General features: G+C 55.5%; 20 protein-coding genes and 2 tRNA genes. 5 read left to right on the top strand and 17 right to left on the bottom strand.

Going from position 1 to position 23,107, the window contains the following annotated elements; genetic code table 11:
• The first annotated feature begins 92 nt into the window (after positions 1 to 92).
• Positions 93 to 791 carry a hypothetical protein gene (locus DESPIG_RS04905; protein ID WP_006005722.1) on the top strand — a complete coding sequence of 233 codons (699 nt, stop codon included), beginning with the start codon at positions 93 to 95 and terminating at the stop codon, positions 789 to 791.
• Between the two features lie 67 nt (positions 792 to 858).
• Here DESPIG_RS04905 and DESPIG_RS04900 read toward each other — a convergent pair whose 3' ends face one another.
• The 5 genes from DESPIG_RS04900 to DESPIG_RS12785 form a co-directional block, all read right to left on the bottom strand.
• The gene (locus DESPIG_RS04900) at positions 859 to 4,026 is read right to left on the bottom strand and encodes a type I restriction endonuclease subunit R (protein WP_006005721.1); all 3,168 of its coding nucleotides are present in this window, start codon (positions 4,024 to 4,026) and stop codon (positions 859 to 861) included.
• Between the two features lie 105 nt (positions 4,027 to 4,131).
• Complete coding sequence (locus tag DESPIG_RS13185; RefSeq protein WP_006005720.1) at positions 4,132 to 5,313, bottom strand: restriction endonuclease subunit S; 1,182 nt, start codon at positions 5,311 to 5,313, stop codon at positions 4,132 to 4,134.
• A gap of 24 nt (positions 5,314 to 5,337) precedes the next feature.
• Complete coding sequence (locus DESPIG_RS04895; protein WP_006005719.1) at positions 5,338 to 6,891, bottom strand: type I restriction-modification system subunit M; 1,554 nt, start codon at positions 6,889 to 6,891, stop codon at positions 5,338 to 5,340.
• Between the two features lie 195 nt (positions 6,892 to 7,086).
• A tRNA-Glu gene (locus DESPIG_RS04890) sits at positions 7,087 to 7,163 on the bottom strand.
• A 305-nt stretch (positions 7,164 to 7,468) separates the two neighbouring features.
• Positions 7,469 to 7,771 carry a sunset domain-containing protein gene (locus DESPIG_RS12785; RefSeq protein ID WP_006005717.1) on the bottom strand — a complete coding sequence of 101 codons (303 nt, stop codon included), beginning with the start codon at positions 7,769 to 7,771 and terminating at the stop codon, positions 7,469 to 7,471.
• A 322-nt stretch (positions 7,772 to 8,093) separates the two neighbouring features.
• On the opposite strand from DESPIG_RS12785, the gene DESPIG_RS04880 reads away from it, so the two are divergent.
• Positions 8,094 to 8,516 (top strand): pentapeptide repeat-containing protein, encoded by a 423-nt coding sequence (locus DESPIG_RS04880; RefSeq protein ID WP_050760265.1) that lies wholly within the window; start codon positions 8,094 to 8,096, stop codon positions 8,514 to 8,516.
• Positions 8,517 to 8,658: 142 nt separating this feature from the next.
• On the opposite strand, the gene DESPIG_RS04875 is transcribed toward DESPIG_RS04880, so the two are convergent.
• The 5 genes from DESPIG_RS04875 to DESPIG_RS04855 form a co-directional block, all read right to left on the bottom strand.
• A complete protein-coding gene (locus DESPIG_RS04875; protein ID WP_006005715.1) occupies positions 8,659 to 9,207 on the bottom strand; it encodes a flavodoxin family protein in 549 nt (182 codons plus the stop codon).
• A 341-nt stretch (positions 9,208 to 9,548) separates the two neighbouring features.
• Complete coding sequence (locus tag DESPIG_RS04870; protein ID WP_006005713.1) at positions 9,549 to 10,310, bottom strand: RNA methyltransferase; 762 nt, start codon at positions 10,308 to 10,310, stop codon at positions 9,549 to 9,551.
• A gap of 7 nt (positions 10,311 to 10,317) precedes the next feature.
• Positions 10,318 to 10,929, bottom strand: a complete 612-nt coding sequence (locus tag DESPIG_RS04865) for a DUF456 domain-containing protein (protein ID WP_006005712.1) — start codon at positions 10,927 to 10,929, stop codon at positions 10,318 to 10,320.
• A 5-nt stretch (positions 10,930 to 10,934) separates the two neighbouring features.
• A complete protein-coding gene (locus tag DESPIG_RS04860) occupies positions 10,935 to 12,233 on the bottom strand; it encodes a phenylacetate--CoA ligase family protein (RefSeq protein ID WP_006005710.1) in 1,299 nt (432 codons plus the stop codon).
• A gap of 33 nt (positions 12,234 to 12,266) precedes the next feature.
• Complete coding sequence (locus DESPIG_RS04855; protein WP_040369291.1) at positions 12,267 to 13,334, bottom strand: DUF1786 domain-containing protein; 1,068 nt, start codon at positions 13,332 to 13,334, stop codon at positions 12,267 to 12,269.
• A 169-nt stretch (positions 13,335 to 13,503) separates the two neighbouring features.
• Between DESPIG_RS04855 and DESPIG_RS04850 the strand changes: the two genes are divergently transcribed.
• Both DESPIG_RS04850 and DESPIG_RS13180 read left to right on the top strand, forming a co-directional pair.
• Positions 13,504 to 13,588, top strand: a tRNA-Leu gene (locus DESPIG_RS04850).
• A 17-nt stretch (positions 13,589 to 13,605) separates the two neighbouring features.
• Positions 13,606 to 15,600 carry a site-specific integrase gene (locus DESPIG_RS13180; RefSeq protein WP_147589091.1) on the top strand — a complete coding sequence of 665 codons (1,995 nt, stop codon included), beginning with the start codon at positions 13,606 to 13,608 and terminating at the stop codon, positions 15,598 to 15,600.
• A 162-nt stretch (positions 15,601 to 15,762) separates the two neighbouring features.
• On the opposite strand, the gene DESPIG_RS04835 is transcribed toward DESPIG_RS13180, so the two are convergent.
• The 7 genes from DESPIG_RS04835 to DESPIG_RS04805 all read right to left on the bottom strand — a co-directional run bounded on the left by DESPIG_RS04835 (position 15,763) and on the right by DESPIG_RS04805 (position 22,553).
• Positions 15,763 to 17,418 (bottom strand): cobaltochelatase CobT-related protein, encoded by a 1,656-nt coding sequence (locus DESPIG_RS04835; RefSeq protein WP_040369288.1) that lies wholly within the window; start codon positions 17,416 to 17,418, stop codon positions 15,763 to 15,765.
• A complete protein-coding gene (locus DESPIG_RS04830) occupies positions 17,418 to 18,422 on the bottom strand; it encodes a DUF3150 domain-containing protein (protein WP_006005699.1) in 1,005 nt (334 codons plus the stop codon). Before DESPIG_RS04830 ends, DESPIG_RS04835 begins: the two co-directional genes overlap by 1 nt.
• A gap of 9 nt (positions 18,423 to 18,431) precedes the next feature.
• Positions 18,432 to 19,736 (bottom strand): AAA family ATPase, encoded by a 1,305-nt coding sequence (locus DESPIG_RS04825; RefSeq protein ID WP_147589089.1) that lies wholly within the window; start codon positions 19,734 to 19,736, stop codon positions 18,432 to 18,434.
• A 79-nt stretch (positions 19,737 to 19,815) separates the two neighbouring features.
• The gene (locus DESPIG_RS04820) at positions 19,816 to 20,187 is read right to left on the bottom strand and encodes a hypothetical protein (RefSeq protein ID WP_006005696.1); all 372 of its coding nucleotides are present in this window, start codon (positions 20,185 to 20,187) and stop codon (positions 19,816 to 19,818) included.
• Positions 20,118 to 21,383: a hypothetical protein gene (locus DESPIG_RS13660; RefSeq protein WP_006005695.1), complete on the bottom strand. Its 1,266-nt coding sequence runs from the start codon at positions 21,381 to 21,383 to the stop codon at positions 20,118 to 20,120. The genes DESPIG_RS04820 and DESPIG_RS13660 overlap by 70 nt, the downstream gene beginning before the upstream one ends.
• Before the next feature lie 15 nt (positions 21,384 to 21,398).
• Positions 21,399 to 22,112, bottom strand: a complete 714-nt coding sequence (locus DESPIG_RS04810) for an ERF family protein (RefSeq protein ID WP_006005693.1) — start codon at positions 22,110 to 22,112, stop codon at positions 21,399 to 21,401.
• A gap of 99 nt (positions 22,113 to 22,211) precedes the next feature.
• Positions 22,212 to 22,553, bottom strand: a complete 342-nt coding sequence (locus tag DESPIG_RS04805; protein WP_040369284.1) for a helix-turn-helix domain-containing protein — start codon at positions 22,551 to 22,553, stop codon at positions 22,212 to 22,214.
• Positions 22,554 to 22,693: 140 nt separating this feature from the next.
• Here DESPIG_RS04805 and DESPIG_RS12780 point away from each other — a divergent pair, with 140 nt between their 5' ends.
• Positions 22,694 to 23,014 (top strand): hypothetical protein, encoded by a 321-nt coding sequence (locus DESPIG_RS12780; protein WP_006005689.1) that lies wholly within the window; start codon positions 22,694 to 22,696, stop codon positions 23,012 to 23,014.
• The last annotated feature ends 93 nt before the right edge of the window (positions 23,015 to 23,107 follow it).

The raw sequence follows: 23,107 nt of genomic DNA, 5'->3' as shown, positions 1-23,107 counted from the left end.
CTCCCTGAAAAGACAGGGGGAAAGCGGCTTTACAAGCCCGGCCGGGGCGCGTACACCTCTTTTCCTGATACGATTTTTTACCGAGGTACCCAATGACCCGTTTTCTTCTGCTGCTTTGCGCGGCCTTCCTGCTGGCCGGTTGCGGCGCCAAGGGCGTGACCGTCGTGGACAAGTCCGGCTTCGTGACCATGAGCCAGCGCATGCCCCAGGAAATGAAAGCCCACGGCCTGCTCACCGACGATGGCAGCTATATCTCCCTGCCCGGTGGCGGTGGCGAGAACTATGGCGAGATCCTTTTCCGCCAGCTTTCGCCCGAATTCCTGTTCAACGACAGGGGCCATGTCTATCTGGGCAGCACCTTTGCCGCCACGCGCACGCCTTCCAGCCATGCCACCGTGCGCAAGACCGGTTTCACCATCGTCCATCCTACCCAGACCATCAATCTGGCCATGCTGGGTATCGTGGACTGGAACAACGACGAAAAGGACGAATGGCTCATCGCCTGCGATGTCCGCCCGCACCTGGGTTCCGAAAGCCGTACCTATTATGTGCTGGTGCCGCCGCCGCTGCGCAAGGGCGAGCCCCTGCAGGCCACTGTGGTCGCTGTATACGAGTGTTATGGCCTGGCCTGCAAGCTCACCGTGCGTGACAGCCGCGCCATCCCCCGCGTGGGCGAAGGCGAACTTCCCCCCACGGACGTGCATGATGCCCTGCCCGGCATGGAAGGCGTGACCGAACCGCCCAAGCCCGACAGTACGCCCCGCTCCGGCCTGCAAGAACGCTCGCTGTAGGCCGAGCCATAGGATAATAAAGTATAAAGCAAGCGGGCCCCTCCCAAAAGGAGAGGCCCGCTTTGCTTTATATGTCCTCATCCCCTGCCAGCTCGCCTGCAATGAGTTCAGCCTGCCGCAGGACTGTCTCCGTAGCTAGTTCGGCCATATCAGGCGGATATCCATAACGGTTCAGGATCCGTTTGACGATGGCCCGTATCTTGGCCCGGGCGCTGCTCTTGATGGTCCAGTCCAGGGAGGTGTTCTCCCGTACCTTTTGCGTCAGCACCACGGCCAATTCCCGCAATTTGTCCTTTTGCATCAGCTGACGGGCCGAGTCATTGTCTGCCACAGCCAGATAAAAGGCATACTCGTATTCGCTCAGGCCCAGTTCCTGCGCCTCCTTGTTGGAGTCGCGCATCTCCTTGCCCATGCTGATCAGCTCTTCAAGGACTTCCGCAGCGGAGAGCGCCTTGTTGTGATAGCGCTTGAGCGTATTCTCCAGCCGTTCCAGCAATTTTTTGCTCTGGACAAGATTTGTGCGTGCCCGGCTGTGCAATTCGTCATTCAGCAGTTTGCGCAGCACTTCCAGCGCGATGTTCTTGCGCCGCATCTGGCGCACTTCCAGCAGAAATTCCTCGGAAAGAATGGATATATCCGGCTTTTTGATGCCCGCTGCATCATAGATGTCCACCACCTTGTCCGAAACAAGCGCCTTGTCGATGACTTGCTTGATGGTGGATTCCAGATCCTCGCGCCGTCGCCCGTCCGGGCGGCCTCCGCCATCAAATTTTACCAGCCGGGCCTTAACCGCCTGATAAAAGCCTACCCTGTCGGCCTGTGCCATGGCCTGTTTATTGGGCACTGCCAGGGCAAACGCGGCGGAAAGTGCGCCCACCACTTCCAAAAAGCGTTTTTTGCCGTCCTCAAGGCCCAGGACAAAATCCGTGGCTTCCAGGATCAGCCTTAACTTACTGGACGTATCCGCCGTAAAATAGGCGTCCACATCGAAACCGTGAAACATGGCCGCCAGCACGTCCAGCTTTTCCAGCAGTACGGCCACGGCCTGCTCCTGCATACGCGCAGGGTCGCCCTTGCCGCCTGCGTCGCCATAAAAAGCCAGCGCCTGCTTCAGATCCGCCGCAATGCCCAGATAGTCCACGATCAGGCCGCCGGGTTTGTCGCCGTACACGCGGTTCACCCGGGCGATGGCCTGCATCAGGGTGTGGCCCTTCATGGGTTTGTCCAGATACATGGTGTGCAAACAGGGCACGTCAAAGCCCGTTAGCCACATGTCGCAAACGATGACCAGCTGCAAGGGATCGTGCGGGTCCTTCATGCGTTCGGCCAGTGTGCGCCTGTCCTCCTTGCTGGTCTGAAAAGCCGCCAGCGCGGGGCCATCCGCCGAGCTGCCGGTCATCACGACTTTGATGCGCCCCTTGTGCAGATCGTCGTCATGCCAGCCAGGCCGCAACTTTTTGATCTCGCCGTACAGGGCGGCGGCAATGGGACGCGACATGCAGACGATCATCCCCTTGCCCTCGAACACAGCCTGCCGTGCCTCAAAATGGGTGACGATGTCCTTTGCCACGGTACGCAGGCGTGCGGGGCTGCCCACCAGTGCCTCCAGGCGTGACCGGCGGCTTTTGGCCTCTTCCGCCTGTTCCTGGTCTTTCTCGTCCAGCATGTCGTCCAGCTCGCGGATAAGCTGCTTGCCCTCCTCCGGCAGCTCGATGGTGGCCAGGCGGCTTTCATAATAGATGGGCACAGTGGCGCCATCCTCCACGGCCCGGGCGATATCATAAATGTCGATATAGTCGCCGAACACGGCGGGGGTGTTCACATCGTCCATCTCGATGGGCGTCCCCGTAAAGCCAAGGTAGGTGGCATTGGGCAGGGCATCACGCAGATATTTGGCCAGCCCGAAGACCTGCCGCTTGCCGATGACGGTCTTGCGGTCTTCGGCCTTCACATCCAGCGTGCGCACCTTGAAGCCGTATTGTGTGCGGTGGGCCTCGTCCGCCATGACGACGATGTTTCGACGCCCGGAAAGGCATTCAAACACGTTGCCTTCCTCGGGCTGGAATTTTTGCATGGTGGAAAAAATGATGCCCCCGGATGCCACCTTGAGCAGGCTGCACAGGTCGGCCCGGCTCGATGCCTGCCGGGGCGATTCGGGCAAAAGCTGGGTGCAGGCGGCAAAGGTGCCGAACAGCTGGTCGTCCAGGTCGTTCCTGTCCGTCAGCACCACCACGGTCGGGTTCTGGAAGCAGTGCATGATCTTGGCCGTATAAAACACCATGGACAGCGACTTTCCGCTGCCCTGGGTGTGCCATACCACACCGCCCTTGCCCTGTTGCTCATCATCCCGTGCGGCAGCCCGCAGCGTGGAGGCCACGGCCTTGTTGACCGCATAGTACTGGTGGTAACCTGCCACCTTTTTGGCTGTTTTGATGATGGTTTGGCCGCTGGCGTCCTCGCTGCGCGCTTTTTCAAACACGGTAAAAAAGCGGATCATGTCCAGCAGCACCGCGGGCCGCAACAGGCCCCGCAGCAAGACTTCCAGCTGGCTCGTGTACTTATCCGCCTCCTTGCGGCCGTCCTCGCTCCGCCAGGCCATGAAGCGGCCGTAGTCCGCCGTCAGCGAACCGGCCCGCGCCTCCAGCCCGTCGGAGATCACCAGCAGGCTGTTGTACCGCAGCAGCGAGGGGATGGTGGCCTTGTAGGTCTGCAACTGATTGTAGGCATGATGCAGGGTGGCTTTTTCGTCCACGGCATTTTTCAGCTCCAGCACCACCAGCGGCATGCCGTTGACGAACAGCACGATGTCCGGCCGTTTGGTGACGTTGCCCTCGGTCACGCTGAACTGATTGACGGCCAAAAACTCGTTATTTTCCGGCCGGTCAAAGTCCAGCAGCCGCACCAGGTCGCCGCGCTCCGCACCATCCTGCAAACGGCTGACCTTGATCCCTTTGACAAGCATCTGATGGAAGGCCTCATTGGCACTGACAAGCTCCGGCGCGTGTGCCCGCCGCACCATGCGCAAGGCCTCTTCCCGCAATGCCGGCACCAGACTGGGGTTGAGGCGCGCCACGGCCTTTTCCAGCACCGGTTCCAGCAGCGTTTGGGACAGCGATCCGCGCAGCTCCCGCGCCCCGCTCGGCCCGATGTCCTGACCGTGCGCATATGCGTAGCCCAGCTCCCGCAGGCGCTCCAGCGCCAGCTCCTCGATGTCCGCTTCCTGCATCTTTGCCATGACTGCTGTCCTTATAGGGAGAGGGGCGAGGGGGCGAAACCCCTTTTGGCTGGCGCGACAAAAGCGGGTTCGCCCCCTCGCGCTCCCCCACTTCCCCAAAACGCGCTATCCGTCCACCCGTACCCGTACTTCACCACTCATCAGTTTGGGTAATAAAGTATCGCGGAGTTTTTCCAGAGTACGGATTTGCCGACAATTAGAAAACATTTTTTGAAAAAATGGTGATATCATATTTTCAAAATTAACAATATAATTATCAGTAGGGCAATTAAATTTTATCTCTTCAAATGTGGAACGTGTTATAGTATCAAAAACACTTCCATAAGCTGATTGTTTAAGATAGCAAAGAAGATCACTCATTAAGAGAAATGTAAAAAAAGGCGTTCCTGCTATTCTTGGCAAAATGCCATAATTTGTCTGACTAAAGGCTGCCTGTTCTCCTAATAAACAAATTTTTCCAACAGTTCCTCGTGCCGTAATGACAGTAGAAAACTTTGGTAATAGATTTGCAGATGAATTTTCTAACCCTTCTGAACTTATTTTTTTATCAGTATCAAAAATAAATGACTTATGTGAAGATGCAATATCCCCTCCTGACATCCATAGTATATCTCCGTGCCAATAGCTCTCTTCCGAAGTCTTTGGAGTTCCTCCTCCAATAATCTCTATAAAAGAAGATAACGGATATTCCTCCCAATCCTCCTGTGCCTCCTCAATGAACCACTGCCGGAACAGGGTCTCGGCCATGGCTTCCAGGGTGGCATTCTGCCGCTGCAACAAATCTATTTTGTCGTCCAGGCTGCTGAGAACACCCACAATGGCTTTTTGTTCGTAAAGAGGAGGGAGAAATATTATATAATTAGATATAATACTGACATTAAGATTTTGTTGTGCAGCTCCAGATGCTAATTTTATTATTTTTTCATACTCATTCACTAAATAATAATATATAAAATTAAAGTCAGCAACTTTTTCATTTATAATTAGATTGCAGCATGCTTGATTTGTTGTTAGCGGTATTTTATTTATTGCAACTTTCCCTGCTGTTGCACCGTACATAGCAACAATAACACTATCTCTAGGTATCCACTTTGCGGAAGAATTTCTTAATCCATCTTGGTTTATATAGTTTTCCGTTTTGTATATTCTTTTAAAATTTATTTCCTTTGTATTCAGCCAAGGAATATCTCCGTTATAGTAATATCCTTTATTTTTTGTTGACGGAGTACCGCCAGATAGTATTTTTTTTGAAATTTCTCTAATATGAATGTACTTTCTCGTGTTCATAATTATTATATATGTTGAAGTAGGTTATTCTTTTAAAAATTCAACGCTGGATAGCGCCTCGGCGATGGCGGCATTCAGGCGCTGTTCTTCTTCCAGCTGGGCGGCCAGCTCCTGTTTCAGACTGGCGAAACGCTCGGCAAAGTCGAAGTCGTCCTCCTCATCCGGCAGGCCCACGTAGCGGCCGGGGGTCAGCACGTAGTCCAGTTCTGCCACGCGGGAGAGCGGCACGGCGGCGCAAAAGCCCTTGACGTCCTCATAGGCACCGTCAGGGTTGCGCCAGTTGTGGTAGGCATTGCTGATGGTGGCGATGTCTTCCGCGGTAAGGATGCGGGTCCGGCGGTTGATGAGCTGGCCCATGTTGCGGGCGTCGATAAAGAGGATCTCGCCGCTGCGGTCTCGGAAGGGGCCGTTTTTGCGGTCACGGGCCAGGAACCAAAGGCAGGCCGGTATCTGGGTATTGAGAAAGAGCTTGGCGGGCAGGTTGACGATACAGTCCACCAGATTGCCTTCCTCGATCATGCGGCGGCGGATGTCGCCTTCGCCGTTAGTTTTACTGGTCAGCGAGCCTTTGGCCAGCACAACGCCCGCCTGCCCCCGGGGGGAAAGATGGTGGATGAAGTGCTGCATCCAGGCAAAATTGGCGTTGCCTGCGGGCGGCACGCCATATTGCCAGCGGGCGTCGTTTTGCAGCAGGTCACCGCTCCAGTCGCTATCGTTGAACGGCGGATTGGCAAGGATGTATTCCACGCGCACGTCGGGGTGGGCATCGTGCAGGAAGGAGCCTTCGTTGTTCCACAGTACCTGCGAGCTGTCGATGGCCCGGATGGCAAGGTTCATCTTGGCCAGCCGCCAGGTGGTCTGGTTGCTCTCCTGCCCGTACAGGCTCAGGTCCTCAAGCATGCCCTGATGCTCGCGCACGAACTGCTCGCTTTGGACGAACATGCCGCCGCTGCCGCAGCAGGGGTCCATCACCCGACCACGGAAGGGCTCCAGCATGGCCACCAGCAGCTCGACGATGCTGCGCGGCGTATAGAACTGCCCCCCCTTCTTGCCTTCAGCCAGGGCGAACTCACCCAGAAAATACTCAAACACATGTCCCAGTACGTCGGCGCTCTGCTCCGGCGTATCCCCGAAAGCGATGTTGGATACCAGGTCGATGAGCCCGCCCAGGTTGGCCGGGTCGAGATTGGGCCGGGCGTAGACCTTGGGCAGCACGCCGGCAAGCTCGCTGTTCTCCTGTTCGATGGCTTCCATGGCCTTGTCCAGCAGCACGCCGATGTCCGGCTGCTTGGCATGATCGCGCAGGTGCGACCAGCGGGCGGATACGGGCACAAAAAAAATGTTTTGGGCCAGATATTCGTCGCGATCCTCGGGGTCGGCCCCCTCGTACTCGCCTTCCCCGGCGGTCAGCGTGGCATGCAGGGCCTCGAAAGCATCGGAGATGTACTTGAGGAAGATCAGCCCAAGTACCACATGCTTGTACTCGGCGGCATCGATATTTTTACGCAGCTTGTCCGCCGCACTCCAAAGCTGCTTTTCCAGCGGCTCCTGCGGCTTTTCTTTTTTGGGACGTGCCATGGGATATCCTTGTGCAAAGTGATGAAACGATATGCATAGGACGATAGCAGAACTTGTGTGGGGGGAAAAGCGTTTTCAAAACAGAAAAGAAGTGACGGGCGTGGAGGGACGCACGTAAAAAAACGGCGTATATCCGACACGAAACACGGCAATAAAAAAGGCACCTGCATCACTGCAGGTGCCTTGATTTCCTGTTGGCGTCCCCAAGGGGATTTGAACCCCTGTCGACGGCGTGAAAGGCCGTTGTCCTGGGCCGGCTAGACGATGGGGACGCGATGAGGTGTATCTACGGGAAAGACGGGCCGTCGTCAAGCAAAAAATCGAGAACTTCCTTTTTTCATTTTCACACCTTCCGTCTGGCCTGTCCTGATGCGCTGCGTGGCAGGCTTTTCCCGCCAATCCAGGGCAGCCCTTCCCCCTGCCCTTGCTTCCAGCACAGGCAGAAAAGACCAGTCCCCTGTACGCTGTTACCCTAACGTTGATAACAGCAAACAGCCCGGCAGCCCCCAAAAACGGCTTCCCCTGACGGGCCTGCCCGCACAGGAAAAGCCGTTCGCGACCAGCTCTCGGCGTGTCCCTAGCCCTTGCAGACCTTGCAGGGGCGGTAGCCGGCGGCCTTGGCATCCGCCGGAGAAGCAAAAGTTTTGCTGACGCTCTTGCTCTTATAATAGCGGCAGGAAGAGTTGTGGTAGATCTTGCTTTCCGGGTTGCCGCGATAGCCTGCCTCCACCTTTTGGGGCGCAGCCTTGGGGGCGGGTTTGGCGGCAGGGGCCGGAGCCGTGGCCGCCGGAACGGCCTGCTGGGCAGGCGCGCTCAAAGCGAGACCGGAGGAAGAACAAACGAGCCCCAGGACCATCAGGATAGCGATCATTTTTTTCATGGCAGATATTCTCCGAAATGGATGTTGAGCTGTCCGCAGCCGGGCCAGACATTACAGCATCCGGCCCGTACTTGCAGGATACATCATTCCGCCAGAAGCATAAAGGCTCTGTACCCTTTATTGTCGCTGCATTCTTGCCGACAAGCCCCGTGTGCCTGACAGGTTGAGCACCGAAAAGGTTTGGCGGAATCAGGATGTGGCGCGCCCCGACTTCCCGTCCTGGCCTTTTGCGGAAGCAGCCATGCATCCGTCCCGATAAAACAGTTGTAGTCAAATGGTCGCCTGGTCTATCATGATTGGGAACCATTTCAGGAGGGATTCGATGAGCCATCAGCATTCCCACCCGCAAAGCATGGCGGGGAAAAATTTTGCCAATGCCAGCCTTGCCGGCAAGGATTTTCGGGGCGTCGAGCTGCGGGGGGCCAATTTCGCCGGGGCCGATTTGCGGGGCGCCGATCTTGAGCTGGCCGACCTGGCCGGGGCCAACCTTGTCAACGCGGAGCTGACAAAGGCCAACCTTTCCTGGGCCAATCTGGCCGGAGCGGCGCTCAATGAAGCAGACCTGAGTGGTGCCGACCTGCGGGAGGCCCGGCTGAATGGCGCCATTTTGGAGAACGCCCTGCTGGATGGTGCGAACCTGACGAGTGCCAGTCTGCGGGGCGCTGACCTGAGCGGGGCCAGCCTGCGCGATGCCTGTCTGGAAGGGGCGTGGCTGGACGGCGTCACAGGCCTGTCGGACAAGTAAGCCAATCTTCCGGACAAGATGTTTCCTGAAAAAACAGGGGACAGCAGCCGCTCCTGATAGTGCCTGCCAAGGCAGACACACGGAGGCCACTGTCCCCTGCCCTGTTTTGCCTGCCAAAAGATCCGGCAGACAAACACATCCTCTAACGGATGCCCCTGCCCATGTCGCGGGCAGCTTCCAGAGCCGCAGGCGTTTTCCGAATGTCACCGGATTCCGTCACGCCAAGCGCCTGCACCACACCGCACAGCCGGGTCTTTTCAAAGCAGACCACCCAGCCTTCCATGGCTTTCTTGGGGCCTTCCATGGTCTTTTCGTCCGTATCGGCAGCACTGGCCAGCAAATAGATGTCGCGGAAAGCATAGTCCGCGGCGAACAGGGGATTGGTGCGGTCCAGCAGGGTCTTCAGCTGACCGCACAGCGAGTAAAAATACACGGGGCTGGCAAAAGCGATCACCTCGGCCTGCTGCATGCGCGGCAGGATGTCATCCATATCGTCCCGAAGGATGCAGTGCTGCGTTTTCTGACACCCGAGACAGCCCTTGCAAAAGCCGATCTTTTTGTCATGCAGGCTTATCTTCTCCACGGTATGACCGGCTTCCTGCGCCCCTTCGATAAAGGCATCGGCCAGCTGATCGGAATTGCCCCTCCGGCGGGGGCTGGAAGAAATGACGAGGACTTTTTTCCCACTCATGGATCTTGCTCCTTTTAACTCTGACCGGGACACAGACAGATGGCAGTGGCCGGCCTCGTGAACGGGCAGATGGTCTGCTTTGATGGAGCGTTCGTCAACCGTTTTTCATAAAAAGTTCCGGGCACGTCCGCTGGCCCCCTCTCTCCTCCTCTCCTTCCTGCCTGGGCAAAGAGACCTTCCCGACGCCTGCCCTGCACCTCTGGAATCCGGTATGCCCGACAGACAGGTCTTTCGCCATGGTTTTGCCCGATCCCGCAAACGCCTTGCCCGGGACCGCAGGATACAAAAACAGCCCCTTTTCAGGGGCTGTTCTGGAATCCGGTTGCAGCTGTCTGGGCAGGCTAAGCTTTGTTGCCGCCATCCAGCTTGTTGCGGACCTGACGGCACAAGCCCATCAGGGCGTCGTATTCATGCCGCCGCACCTGGGCCCGGGCCAGCAGACGCCGCCACGGCATCAGGAAGTAATCCGGGTTGTCCCCGTGCAGACAGTCCAGACGCAGCAGCATATCCTTCAGGTTGTCCAGCAGGCGTTCATAGTCTGCCGAAGAGATAACGCGGCCGGAGCCGCCCTCCGCCGGAGTCTTTTCCCCGGCAGCCTCATGCTGACGGGCCCGCACGGCCTTGGCGCACTCATAGAGCAACAGCAATACCGACTGCGCCAGATTGAGCGAGCTGGCCTCGGGATTGGTGGGGATGGTCACCAGCCGCTGGCAGTGCTGGATGGCATCGTTATCCAGGCCCCGGTCCTCAGGGCCGAACACGATGGCCACCTTTTCTCCCCGCTCCAGGGCCTGGGCCACTTCGCCCGCGGCCTGCTCGGGGGACAGCAGGGAACGCCGCCAGCCACCCGTCCGGGCCGTCGTCCCGATGACCAGCGAACAATCCGCCACGGCAGCCGACACATCGGGCAGGACCTGCACATCATCCAGCACGCCCTGTCCTTTGGGGGTGGCCAGGGGACGGGCTTTTTCCCTGTCCCAGCGTTCCGGTGCCACCAGACGGATGCTGCGGCTGCCCATATTCACACAGGCGCGGGCAGCCATGCCGATATTCTCGGGAAAGCGCGTCTGTACCAAAACCACTTGTAACAAATCCAGTGACATGATCACCTCAACACAGCCAGTTCTTCAGCAGCATCACGACCTGTCCGGGCTCCGGGGCCACAGGACGCAACGGCGGCGGCACCGCGGCCATATCCGGCCAGATGCGGTGGGCCGTCAGCACGACCATGGCGCTGCCCGTGCCCAGTTTGCAGACCGTCCCCAGAAAGCGCCCCATCATGGTGCCGAAGGCCGCATCAAAGGCCTCCTTGCCGGGACGGCCACGCAGCAATTCCATGACCAGGCAGCCCAGCCAGGCACCCACCAGGGCCCCGATGAACGCCCCCAGCCCGAAAAAGAGCGGTGCCAGGAAGATGGCCCCGGCAATGGCCCCCACCATACCGGCCACGGTGCCGGACGTGCTGGAGCCGTGCCGTTTGGCATTCATGACCTGTACGCCCATTTCCAGGACCTCGCCCAGGACGGCCAGCCCCAGGAACATGATCCAGAACCAGACATCCAGAGCCCCGGCGGCCGGGTGCAGGAATTTCCACAGCACCACCAGCAGCACCACCACCCAGTTGGCGGGCAGGCCAAGGATGTTGAGCAGCAGGATCAGCCCCAGCAGGACGATGAACGCATAGGCCAGGCTGAACGAGGCCAGCGCGATGAATCCTTCCATACAGGCTACTTCTTGGCGCGGTTGTCGTACACGCGCACGGCCTTGCCTTCGCTGCTGGGCAGGCTGTTGCTCTGCACCAGTTCCACGCGCGGCGTCACCAGGATCTCGTCACGCAGCCGCTGGGCGATGGTCTTCTGCAGGCCCTGCAGGCAGCGCATGTCTTCCACAAAGTATTCGTCGCGGATCTCCACCTGCACGCGCATGACGTCGCCGATACCGTCGTTTTCCAGCAGGATGCAGTAGTTCTGCCCCACTTCGGGGAAGGTCATGATGACCTGTTCGATCTGCATGGGGTAGACGTTGACGCCCTTGATGATGAACATGTCGTCCGCGCGGCCCAGGATGCGGTCGATGCGGCGATGATGACGGCCGCAGGAGCATTCCCCGGGCAGGAAGCGGGTCAGGTCGCGGGTGCGGTAGCGCAGGATGGGCATGCCCTGACGGCACAGGCAGGTCATGACCAGTTCGCCGATCTCGCCGTCGGGCACGGGCTCGCCGGTCTTGGGATCCACGATCTCGGGCAGGTACGCGTCTTCCCAGACGTGCAGGCCGTTCTGATTCTGGCACTCAAAGGCCACGCCCGGGCCGTTCATCTCGGAGAGGCCGTAGGAGTTGTAGGCCTTCATGTCGAAGAGCTCTTCGATGCGGCGCCGGAATTCCACCGTATAGGGCTCGGCCCCCACCACGGCGATGCGCAGGGGGAAGTCGCGCGGGTCCTCGCCCATATTGCGCAGATGTTCGCCAAGGATGAGCGCGTAGGACGGCAGGATGTGGGCGACCGTGGTTCTGAAGTCCTTGGCCAGCTTGATCTGGCGGCGCGAGTTGCCGGGACCGGCAGGGATGGTCATGCAGCCCAGACGCTCGGCACCGAAATGGATACCCAGGCCGCCGGTGAACAGGCCGTAACCGGACATGTTCTGGAACACGTCGTCACGGCGCACGCCTACCATATAGAGGCAGCGGGCCATCAGGTCGGCCCAGCAGTTGATGTCGTTCTGCGTATGGCAGATGGCCACAGGACTGCCCGTGGTACCACTGGAGCAGTGCATGCGCACGATCTCGCTGCGCGGTACGCACAGGAGCCCCGTGGGATACTGGTCCCGCAGATCCTGCTTGGTGGTGAAGGGGATACGCCGGATGTCGTCCAGCGACGTGATGCTCTCGGGCGTCACACCGGCTTCATCCAGACGGCGGCGATAGAACTCGCTCTTGCGCACATGGGCCACGGTGGCCTTGAGGCGCGTCAGCTGGGTGTGTTCGATCTGGTCCCTGCTCCACAATTCCGCTGCATCGAAAACTTCCATGTCAAAACCTTATTGCTGCTTGTCCATCTTGAATTACAAACGCCCGGCGGCGTCGCCCCTGTGCGCCCATCCCCAGAGCAGGCCAAAACAGCCTGCCAGCATCATATCGCCATACGGGGCCAGGAACTGTCCCTGTCCCTGCAAAAATTCCCGCTTCGGCCCCAGGATGTAGGTGGGCTCGTAGCCTCCGGCCTCCTCACAGTAGGGACCGAACGCCGTACCGTGCCCCCCGTGCGCAAGGACTTCCTCGCACGGCAGCCAGGAGCGCCGGAACTGCTCCAGATCCGCAAGGTATTCCTGCAGGGTGCGCATGCCGGTATGGTGCTCGTAGATACCACGGACCTGTCCCTGATAGACCAGCGCCGCCACCGTATGGCTGTTGCCCACATTGATGATGGTGATCCCTTCGCGCCAGCTCCGCTTCATGACTTCCGGCACGCACAAGGCGCCCAGCAGGGCGCAGGTCCCGGTATCCGCCACCGGGCCGCCGGTCCTTTTCTGCAAGGCCAGCAGGCGGGTGCACTCCGCCGGCGGCTGCTCATAGATCCAGTTGGCCGGCAGGGCCGAGGATTGCAAAAGGGCCGTCCAGGCCTGCATGCGTCCCATGCGGTTGCCGTTGGGATGGAAACCATGATCCTGACAGCCCGCCAGTACCAGATGCGGCAACGGGAGCCCGGCCTGCCGCAGCAGTCCGGCAAAAAATTCCGGGGAATAATCGGAAAGAGGCACCGGCACGGCGCCGGAGGGACACTGCTCCGCTATCTGGACGCCCATGCTGCGGACGACCTCGGGATTGTCGTGCAGGGCGCTGGCAGCGCTGGCGGTACTGTAGACAGCGAACCCCGCCTTGATATGGTCGCGCACGGCAAGACCAAAACCGCCGCCGATGTTCTCTCCATAGAGCCATACCGGCTGCTTGAGCAGAGTCAGCTCACGAATGCGCTGCGCGGCCAGACGGGCCGGTGAAGGCAGGACGAAGCGTGGCCAGTTGTGGACTTCCAGCCCCGGACGGGCCAAAAGGACGTCCTGCGTGCCGCTGCCGATATCGACACAAAGGACGGGACCTGTTTTTTGTAAAAAAGTGCGAACACCGTCATCCATGGTTTTTCTCCAGGCCAAACGATAGCAAAGTTTGCCGTTTCTTGGTGTACCGGTAAGCCGTGCCCAAGGCAAGCCCCCAGCCTTTCCGGCAGGGCAGCTCAAAAAAATTTTTCCGAAATGAAAAAAAGTTCTTGCCAAGCCCCCCGGTTTTCTGTATCACTCCACTTGTGCCGAGGTGGTGGAATTGGTAGACACGCTATCTTGAGGTGGTAGTGGCAACCGCCGTGCGGGTTCGATTCCCGCCCTCGGCACCAGCAAGACATCAAGGGTTGTGGCAACTAGCCGCAACCCTTTCTTTTTTGTTGTTTCGAGCAGTGCAGCAAGCCCATCCTGTCCCCTGTTTTTCCTGCCTTTACGAATTTGGGTCAAACAGGTGGTACAAAAGGTGCCTCAAATGCCATCCGCTGCCGCTTCTTCCGCTCACCCGCACGGCACTTGCCACTCCCACCCAACAACCCGTCGTTCCGGCCATCATCTTCTTTGCGTGGGCCGCATCTTCTATTTTCGTTGTGCTCTGCCTGCTGCTGCCAAAAAACGTCTGGGGAATGCCGAGATACGCCTGAGCCTGGGAACCTGTTTTCGTCAGGAAGCCAAGCTGCTTGCCTGCCAGCTTTTTGCCTTGCTGCATGCTTCGTTACCTGGCGTACCTGATCTTCCTACGCTGCGGCATATCCTTGTCCAACATCTGTCTTCCATGCAGGGAAAGGATGTCAGTGAATACGGGAAACGTGGTCCCCGAAAAACGGCTCTGCCCTGTTCTATTTCTCAAGCACCAGCAATGACGGTCACAAATAGCATGGATGCAGGAGATGCAAGAGGCTTCACGGCTCCTTCTTTTGCTTGTGATCGGCAACCAGCATATTCGGCAACAGGGTTCACCCCATCTGCCAGGAAATATGTTTGTCAGGATACCTGTCTTCACCCACTATCCCAACCAGTTACAGCAAACATTTCCCCACTTTCCACAGCAAGATTTCCTGGGAAACACGTAGCTGCCATATCACCTGACGGGGCTTTGGCTTCCTCTTCGGTGACTTCCTGTTCCGCTGAAAACAGTATCAGGACAGACCATCCTCACGGGATGCTCTGCCCTGATACCTTGCTGTTATTGTGTGAAGAACTTTTGTCCCGAAATGACCTGAGCCCGGATACCATCCGTGAAATATTCAAGCGATACTTGAATAAATATCCCCCTACCACTGTACCTGTGGAACCTGAAGCCTCACCGGTACACGTTTCCCGTAAAAAACGTGGGATTCGACTTTCTACCTTCATCCGGCGCTATACAGAGAGCAAACTGGCGGATAAGCGTTGGACGGCGGATAATTTGACTACTCAGCAAGGACGGCTGGAAACCTTGATAGAGATCCTAGGAGACAGGGATATCCTTCAGCTGCAACGAGATGACCTGCGATATTATCGGGATACGCTACGCAAACTTCCGCCCAACAGGAAAAAATCTCCACTGTACAAAGGGAAAAGCATCTCGCAAATACTGGCCATGTCTCCTGCAACCACTTTGAGCATCAAAACCGTCAATGTGACTGTGGAAGCTGTCGCCAGCATGTTTGAATGGGGCATCCGTGAGGGACTGCTCACTGCCAACCCTGCGAAAGCCTTGCAAATCAAGGATACACGACGAGATATCGATTTACGGGAAGCTTTCACACAAGAGGACATCACCCTGCTCTTCTCTCCCCAGACATTCACGGAAAGCAGCGTCAAGCATCCTTCCTTTTATTGGGCTCCACTTATTGGGCTCTATACCGGTATGCGTCTTGAGGAGATATGCCAACTTCACTGTTCAGATATCCGACAGGAGCAGAACATCTGGTATATCGATATCAACACCGACCATCACGACAAGCGTCTCAAGAATAGAAATGCATTCCGCAAGATACCTGTACATAGTGATCTGCTAGCCTATGGTTTTATCAAATATGTTGATAGGATGAAGCTGAATGGGCAGGAACGCCTTTTCCCTGAGCTGCGTAAAACCGAAAAATGCCCAAAGTACGGCCATATGGTCAGTAATTTCTTCAGTCGATATATCGAGCGTTGCGGAATCACAGGAAAAAAGAGTTTTCACTCTCTACGCCATACGTTTAGTGACTTCTTCAAACGCCTCAACCTGCATACAGATGTGTTTCGACAGATCTTCGGTCACGAGATTCCCCACCTGGCTACACGACAATACGGGAGCGAGTTTCCTGTCAGCCAATGCTATCAGGAGATAATCAGCCATTTGGATGTACACAAAAAATGAAAGCCAGCCCGGGGAGGGGTATTCCCTCCCCAAGCAGGCTATAATGGTATTTATCCAGACAGTTAGTTGCTATCCTTGCACTCGTCCATGATGACTTTGATAGCTCTCAGCACAGCAATGGCGATAAGGACCCATCCTGTTGCGGAGATAGCTTTCACTTCCTCAGTCATAACGCGTCTCCCTGAGCAAAGCATGTTGCAGCACTTCGAAAAGGGCTGGTGAAAGTTCCTCGAATCTGGAGATGACCCTGCTGCTGGTATCCGGCAAGAGACTTGAAATACAGTCGAATTTCATGCCTATGCCGTAAACCTCCACACCAGTCTTCCTCAGTGCTTCCAGTGCCTGCAAACATTGGGTCACGTCATCAGGAACACCATCTGTCAGGATCAGCACGACCTTTCTGGTTTCCCTGAGTATGAGCATCTGGCGCATGACCCACCAAAGGGCTTCCGCCAGAGGAGTTCCTCCATGAGCCTGCATCTGCATCCTGTCAGTCATTTTCTGCCCATGTCTGACCAGAGGGAACACACCGATCTTCCCATCTCTGTAGGCTGGAAAGGAAGTGATCCCAAGGGATATACCGGACAGATGTTCCAATGCCTTACCCACAGCATAGCAGGCTTGTACTGCCAGTTTGATGGATTCACCGTGCATACTCCCACTACTGTCCAGGAGGATATGCACTGCGGTATCAAGTTTGTGTACGCTGGCCCTTTTCTGGAAAACCCTGGTACTTCCCGTACTCAGTCGGTACAGCTTTCCTGTCTCCAGTTTACCCTGCCTGCCGGAAATAGCATGACGCAGAGTATGTGCCTGAAGCAGACCCAGCATTCTGGCTTTCAGAGCCGTTGCCATGCGCACAGCTTTTTCCCTGTCCTGATCCGGTAACAGATGCACCTCACAGAAACCTTCCACAGCCATCTCGACCTTTCTTCCAGACTCTCCCGCTGCATGTACTTCCAGTTGCTTCCCCAGCCAATTCCCCATGTCTACTGGCAAAGTGTCCACGATTGACGGGATACCAGAAAGAATATCCTGTCCTGTTTCCCCTGCCGGTGAGCATGAGTTTTCCGCAGATGATGTCCCATGAGTTGAAGCCTCGGGTGTGCTTACTTCTCTGGCTTTTTCCGATGCGGAGGTGTTTTCCGTCTGGGTTCCACTCTCCTGGTGTTGTTCCTCCTGAGACGGGGATTTCCAGGACGTGAGGCAATGTGCCAACTGGCGGGCATAATGGATGGCACTGGACGTATCTGGGCATCCCTGCCTGATCTGTGCAAGGATGAAATCCAGAGACTGTCGCATACCGGGGAAGTGAGTATCCAGAGAGGTTATTTCCTCTCTCAGTGGTTGTGACACTTCAGGGACATCCCAGGAACGCACTGTCAGCAGCACATAGTTCAAAACAGAAAGAGCGAAGGATATTTCCCCCGCTCTTTCTCTGGTCGCATCTTCCACGAAGAACCGGCGTATCAGCTCGTGGAAATTGTGCCTGCATCCCGGGAATACCGCAGCCAGTCTGTTTTCCACTCTCCAGTCTTCGATGGCATTGAACAGATTTTTCGTTACCGCATCCAGAGCAGCCTCCTTGAATGCCTTGAAATCCGTATACCGGATATGGGCGGATTCATGGTCGATAAAGCCCCTGACCAGAAGCAGCAGCTCTTCCCCACAGTCTACAGGCAATGACGGTAACTGGATCATGTTCCCATTCGTACAGGCATCAGACCCACCAATACGCACATGCACACCATAGGTATTTCCAAGTACGGAAGCCAGAAGAGGCAAACAGCCCAGGATGTCTTTCTCTCGCAGCTGCATTACCACAACCCCATGCTGGGAATCTCAGGAAGTACCGGTGCGGAAACGACTTCCGGCAACACAGGCAACTCAGCAGTCCCGAAAGGATTGTCCTCATCCGGCTGAACGCTTTCATCCTTTTTGAGCAACGCATCCAGAACGGAACAGGTCGAATTTCCTTCGATGACTTTCTGGGCATGGAGGATGAGCGCATGACTGTCCTTGAGAAGACAGACAAGACCTTGCAGGAGGATCAAATCGCTTCCTGTGATATTCCCTCTTTTGGGCATTCTATCCAGAGCGGACTGGATGATATCAGCCACAGGGCTCACATGAGGTTCCACAAAGCTGAGGCCTACCAGTTTGGATTGGAGAGTGCGCAAAGGTGACAGGGCCTTGTGAGTCACTTCTGTCCTTCCCTCATAAACACGCTTCCAGATATCCTTTGCAGTCCGGGACAGATCATCGAAAAGAGTGTTACCGAGCCCTTCCACTTCTTCCGCCAGACCAGATTCCAGAACTGCCTTTTCATCAGGATGCTGCTCCAGGGGGGATACCTTGTACAGCTGCCAGCGAAAGTCCATGCGAGCCCGGACATATTCAGGACTTACCGTGGAATCTCGGATGATTTCCGACCACTGGGAATGCTTGTCTATCCAGGCTTTGACGGATTCATCATAATCCGCCAGGAATGCTTCTTTTTCCCGCAGGAATTCGTCTCGGATGGCCACCAGTTCCTGAATGATGGCACCAGCTTTCTCTTCCGGGATAGCCCAACCAGACATGAAACGTACTCCATGCCTGTCCAGAAAACTGAAAGCACGGGCTTTCAAGGTGGAGAAGATCTTCAACGAACTGGGATCGGCGATACGCTTGGAACCCAAAGAAGCCAGGTCTTCGGGAGGGAGTTCAGCGCCACCAAAGTCTTCCACGGTCATTTTTTTCCGAGCTGACCAGAGACTGATATCCAGGTTCAGAGCCAGCAGATTGTCCAGGATGCGGATATCGGAAATGATCTGGGTCATATGATCCTCCTAAATGGAGCTTTTGGTTTTGATGAGGGCATACCCTTCACGCAACTTTTTGGCGGCTCGGGATGTCAGTTCCAGTATAGGGCTTTTGTCTTTGCAGGTATCCACAGGAACAAAATGCTGCTGTCCGCTTTGTCCAGTACGTCCCCAGGTAATCGTCAGTCCTTCAGCACCAGCATCGCCTACCCAATCCTTGGTCAGAGTTTGCCCATCCAGTACGTATTCCTTGCGCAGGAAGATACGGGGATAGGGAACAGCACTACTCCGCTGGCAATGCAGCTTCACGAACCCGAGTGCTTCCTCTCCCATGAGCAGATCGCTTCCATTCCCTGTCAGATGCGGAAACATGCGTTGAGCCAGTTCATGCAGCATGGCTCTGGTCTCACGTGAAGCCCTGTAGGCAAGAGCTCTGTCCAAAGCATATGTCACCGGCTGGATTCCCTGTTTTGCCAGTGGCTGGAAACGCAAGGTCAAAGCGCCCCAGCGCAAAAGACTGCGTGTGGAGAACGTGATCTCGATGCTGCCGCTCAGACTGCTTCCACTCACCTCTCCCATGAACAACCTGCGGACTTCATTGGCATAGTCCACCATCGTTTCACACAGGGATACGGGCAACGTCGGATAGCGATCCCGTAAGAGCTTCTTTTCCACAGAGGAATCAGGGTAGCCCATCTCGCAAAGGATGAATCGATCCGTGAAAGCCAGGTTCTGTCGCTGAGTTCCCTGGTAAAGACCGGAGTCATCCCCTGCGCCATTGGTATTGGCTGTAGCCACGAATCGGAACATAGGATGAGGGATGATGAGTTCCCCACCATTTTCCGGGATACACAGAGGAGAACCGTCCAGGATACCATGCAGTCCTGCTGCGACTTCCGGTGAAGCCATATCCAGCTCATTGACCAGACAGATGCCTCCGTAACGCATAGCAAGCGCAAGTGGTCCGTATTCGTAGGACATGCTCCCTTCATGCACGGTCAAATGTCCTGTGAGATCAGCGAACTCCAACCTGCCGTGTCCCGTCACTTCGAACAGGGGATAGTTCAAGCGTGCAGCCAGTTGTTTGACACACGATGTTTTCCCGCAACCGGAAGGGCCAAAGATATACAGGGGTTCCTCCGGGGAAAGCAGCCAGACGATGATGTCCCTGCTGGATTCATGGAACAGGTAATTGGGGTCCAGCCTGGGGGTATACAGAGAGGGGGTGGCATATCCCTTGATGGGAGTACCGGAAGGATTGCCGCTAAAAATCTGGCCAGCATCCAGTTCGATGACCTGAAGCCGGCTCAATTCGTCAGATATGGTTTGCATCGTCATCTCCTTGAAAAAAGATCCCTGGCCTCCGTATGGGAAACCAGGGATCTTGGGGTGAATAGGAAAGGTGTACAGATCACGCTTCAATAGCTTCTCTCATGGAGATGCCACGGGACACCTCCATTTCAAAAGGATTCTCGCACCAGCTACCGTCTGTCTCCACATCATCGAATTCCTCTCCAATCCGAATGAAGTAGAAGTCCTGGGCATCGAGTTCGTTGAGCTGTGCTTGCAGCCAGTTGATCTCGGGAAACGTGCTGTACCACTTGGTCCAGTTCCAGAACCAGAGCTGATCGCCTTCTTTGCTCGTGTAGTGGGTATCCGCATGCGCCAACAGGTTTTCGACAACTGTGCGCAGTTCCGAATCTTCCAGCGTTGTCAGTTTTCCAGTGAGCTGCTTGTAGCCTGCGGCAGAAATGGTGAGGCCAACTTCAGAGTAGTATCCCATGATGTCTCCTTACAGAATGAGGGGTTGCAGTGGATGGAAGTGATGGACAAACGGGCAACAGGCTTTCCTTCCTGCTCATGCCGCTGGAACAATGCGTCCACATCGATATGATCAAGACCTTCCTCATGGAAGATATGCGCCAATTCCTGTGCCAAACCCTTGCGATCCAGAGTACGTCGGCCAGATGACATACCCAGACGAAAACGATGCTGTCCTGTACTTATCCAATCCGTAGTGGATGCGAGTTGATGCGCCTGTTTGAGAGCGCTTTCGATCTCCTTGATACGGATATCCAGGGTGGAACGTTCTTCCTTGAGCTGTTCAAGTCTGGTCACAGCAAGTTCCCATTGCGGTTGAAAATCCCCCTGACGGAACTTGGGACATCCCTCATTGAATGCGCAGGTAGCGCACAGAAGATGGAATCCCCTGGCATAACGGAGAGCATCCAGTTCACGCTGCTGTTGTCTGCATGAACAGGTATCCATCCAGAATTGTTCAGCTATTTTGCCTACAGCTTCCAGAGTCCCTTTCCCCGGAACAAATGGGCCAAATGCCCGACAATCTTTCATGGACAGGTAGAGCAACCAGCCTTCCAGATCGATTTCCTCTGGAGTATCCGGTATGATCAGTCCCCATTGCAGCTTGCATATCTCCGGAAAGGTTCGGGTATGGCATATCTGTTCCCCGGAAGTGTTCCTCACGGAGAAAACAGGTTGATGCCACAAGGCAGCCAGAAGGCTCGTTTGTCCTTTGACCTGGATCAGGTGTGATGGGTATGGTTCTGTAGGAATGTTTTCCGTACTTTTTACCTCCAGAATACGAACCGCCTTCCTGGGGGAATCCCATACCAGGGTGAAATCCAGATGTGCCCGGATGGGTGTATCCTTGTATATCCAGTCGATCTCCAGCTGAGGGAGAACACGCAGGCCAAGCGCAGATAATCCTTCCCCGATACCCTGTTCAAACCAGTGACCACGTTGCAGAGGAAGCAGGCGATCAAGGTTTTCCGGCTCAGGAAAGATCCTGGAAGCCACCGCAGCCCGGGGACATTCCAGATACTTGCCCACATCGCTCATACCGACATATGAGGTACGATCTCCAAGCATGGTATGCGTCTGGGAACGTGAAGAAACGAGAAAGCCCTGCCGAATCACTTCCAGCAGGGCTTTCTCTCGTACAAGAGATGAGGGGGTCATGTCCTCTCCTTCAGGTTAGGCAGTTCCGGCATACTTCCACCAGAACTTGCGCTGTGCGTTCCAACGAAAACCCGCTCCCGCTAATATTTCACTACGAGTCTGGGTATCTCCTGTAGCCACGATGCACTCCCTTCCATCCTGTGAGCTGACTATCTGATAGCTCACGCCATCCAGCTGGGGGAGATCAGCGAAATGTCCATATTGCCGTTTTGAGGTGCCTGAAACTTTATCCGCCTGTGTTCGTCTGTCCTGAAAGCTTTTTTGCACCTGAGCCCCATTTCTAGGCTGTTTCACGCGTCCAGATGTTTTCGGTTGCATTTTTGCGGCTTCTCCATCGTCATCCTCCTCTGTGATTATGCCCAGCATGGCTGTCAGAGCATACCGTCTGGCATAGGTGATGGCACTGCCCATCCCCTGCGGATCAGCTTTTGGCAGAGGAACGACTGCCAATGAGCTTTGCCACTGACCGGATTCCGCATGTGTGAGTTTCGTCAGCAAACCGATATGTCCCGGACCAAGCTCCACAGGTGCAGGAACAGGAAGCTGGGTCATCCAGATACCATGTGCGAGAAGGACATCACGGCAAGCCTCCATGACCGAGTTGAGCGTGGCGTAATTGCTTCGGGTGAAAGGATTGGTGCCATCTCTGGCCGCAGGCAACAATTCGCGCTGTACCGCGATAAGAGCCTTGGCCAGTTCCGATATTTCAGCAGAACAGTATTCCAGCATGAGACCTCCCTACGGAAAAAAAGAAGCCCCGGAAGATGAATCCTCCGAGGCCACATGTGTTTCTTTTTGATAATATATATGTGAAATTTTTTGATTTATTTATTTCAGACGCTGGATGATCTTTTCCGCAAGGAAAATGATTTCACTCCTAGTGACGGTCGGCAGTTCTTCCTGCTTTGGGGACGAAAAGTTGATCCGGTACTTCTCCAGATCTTCCTGGGTCATAAACAGCTCGGCGACAGAACATTCCAGGATTTCAGCGATCTCTTCCAACCGTTGAAAGCGAGGAGCGACAAGGCCACGTTCGATTCTGGAAAGCGAATCTGCTCCCATCCCCAAACGTTCGGCAAAGGCCGCCTGATTCCATCCCAGCAGTTTTCGTCGTGCGGTAATGTTCGCACCTACTATGACCGCGAGTCGCTGCTTTTTCGTCCCAGCCACGTATCCCTCCATTTTTGCGTACAAAAATAAGGGAAAGCGCTGGCTTCAAAAACAGCATAAAAACCAATTCTTGACATTTTATGCAATTATCACTACCAAAAATTGCTGGACCTCATTTTCCTCAATCAAAGGAGAAGTGTATGAAGACCCTTTACGCGATTCTCGCTGTCCTGTTTGCTTTTGTTTGTGCGTATGCTGGGGGGGATCACATGCGTCCCCCTGTTCATGTCAATATGCTTGGTCGCATCGGCATTTTTATCCTTGCTGCCCCCTTGGCCTACATCGGTGCCCTTATTGGCGATTTCATCAGGCAACTGGCAATACCCGACAGCATCATCACAACTGGTGGCATGGCCAGTATCTTAAAGGAAAAATTTTTCTGGTTCATCGTACCTCAATTGGTTGGATGTGTTATTGGTGGGGCTCTTGGCGGAGTGATCATCATCAAGGTTTTCTTTTAATAAATAAAAAAGGAAGCAGGTCAGCAGACTTGCTTCCTTTTTTTAACCTTGATATATTAATGATTACCATTTATCAGGCAAAAGGAGGTTACA

Source organism: Desulfovibrio piger ATCC 29098 (assembly GCF_000156375.1).
GTDB lineage: Bacteria > Desulfobacterota > Desulfovibrionia > Desulfovibrionales > Desulfovibrionaceae > Desulfovibrio > Desulfovibrio piger.
This window is presented reverse-complemented; position numbering and strand designations above follow the sequence as displayed.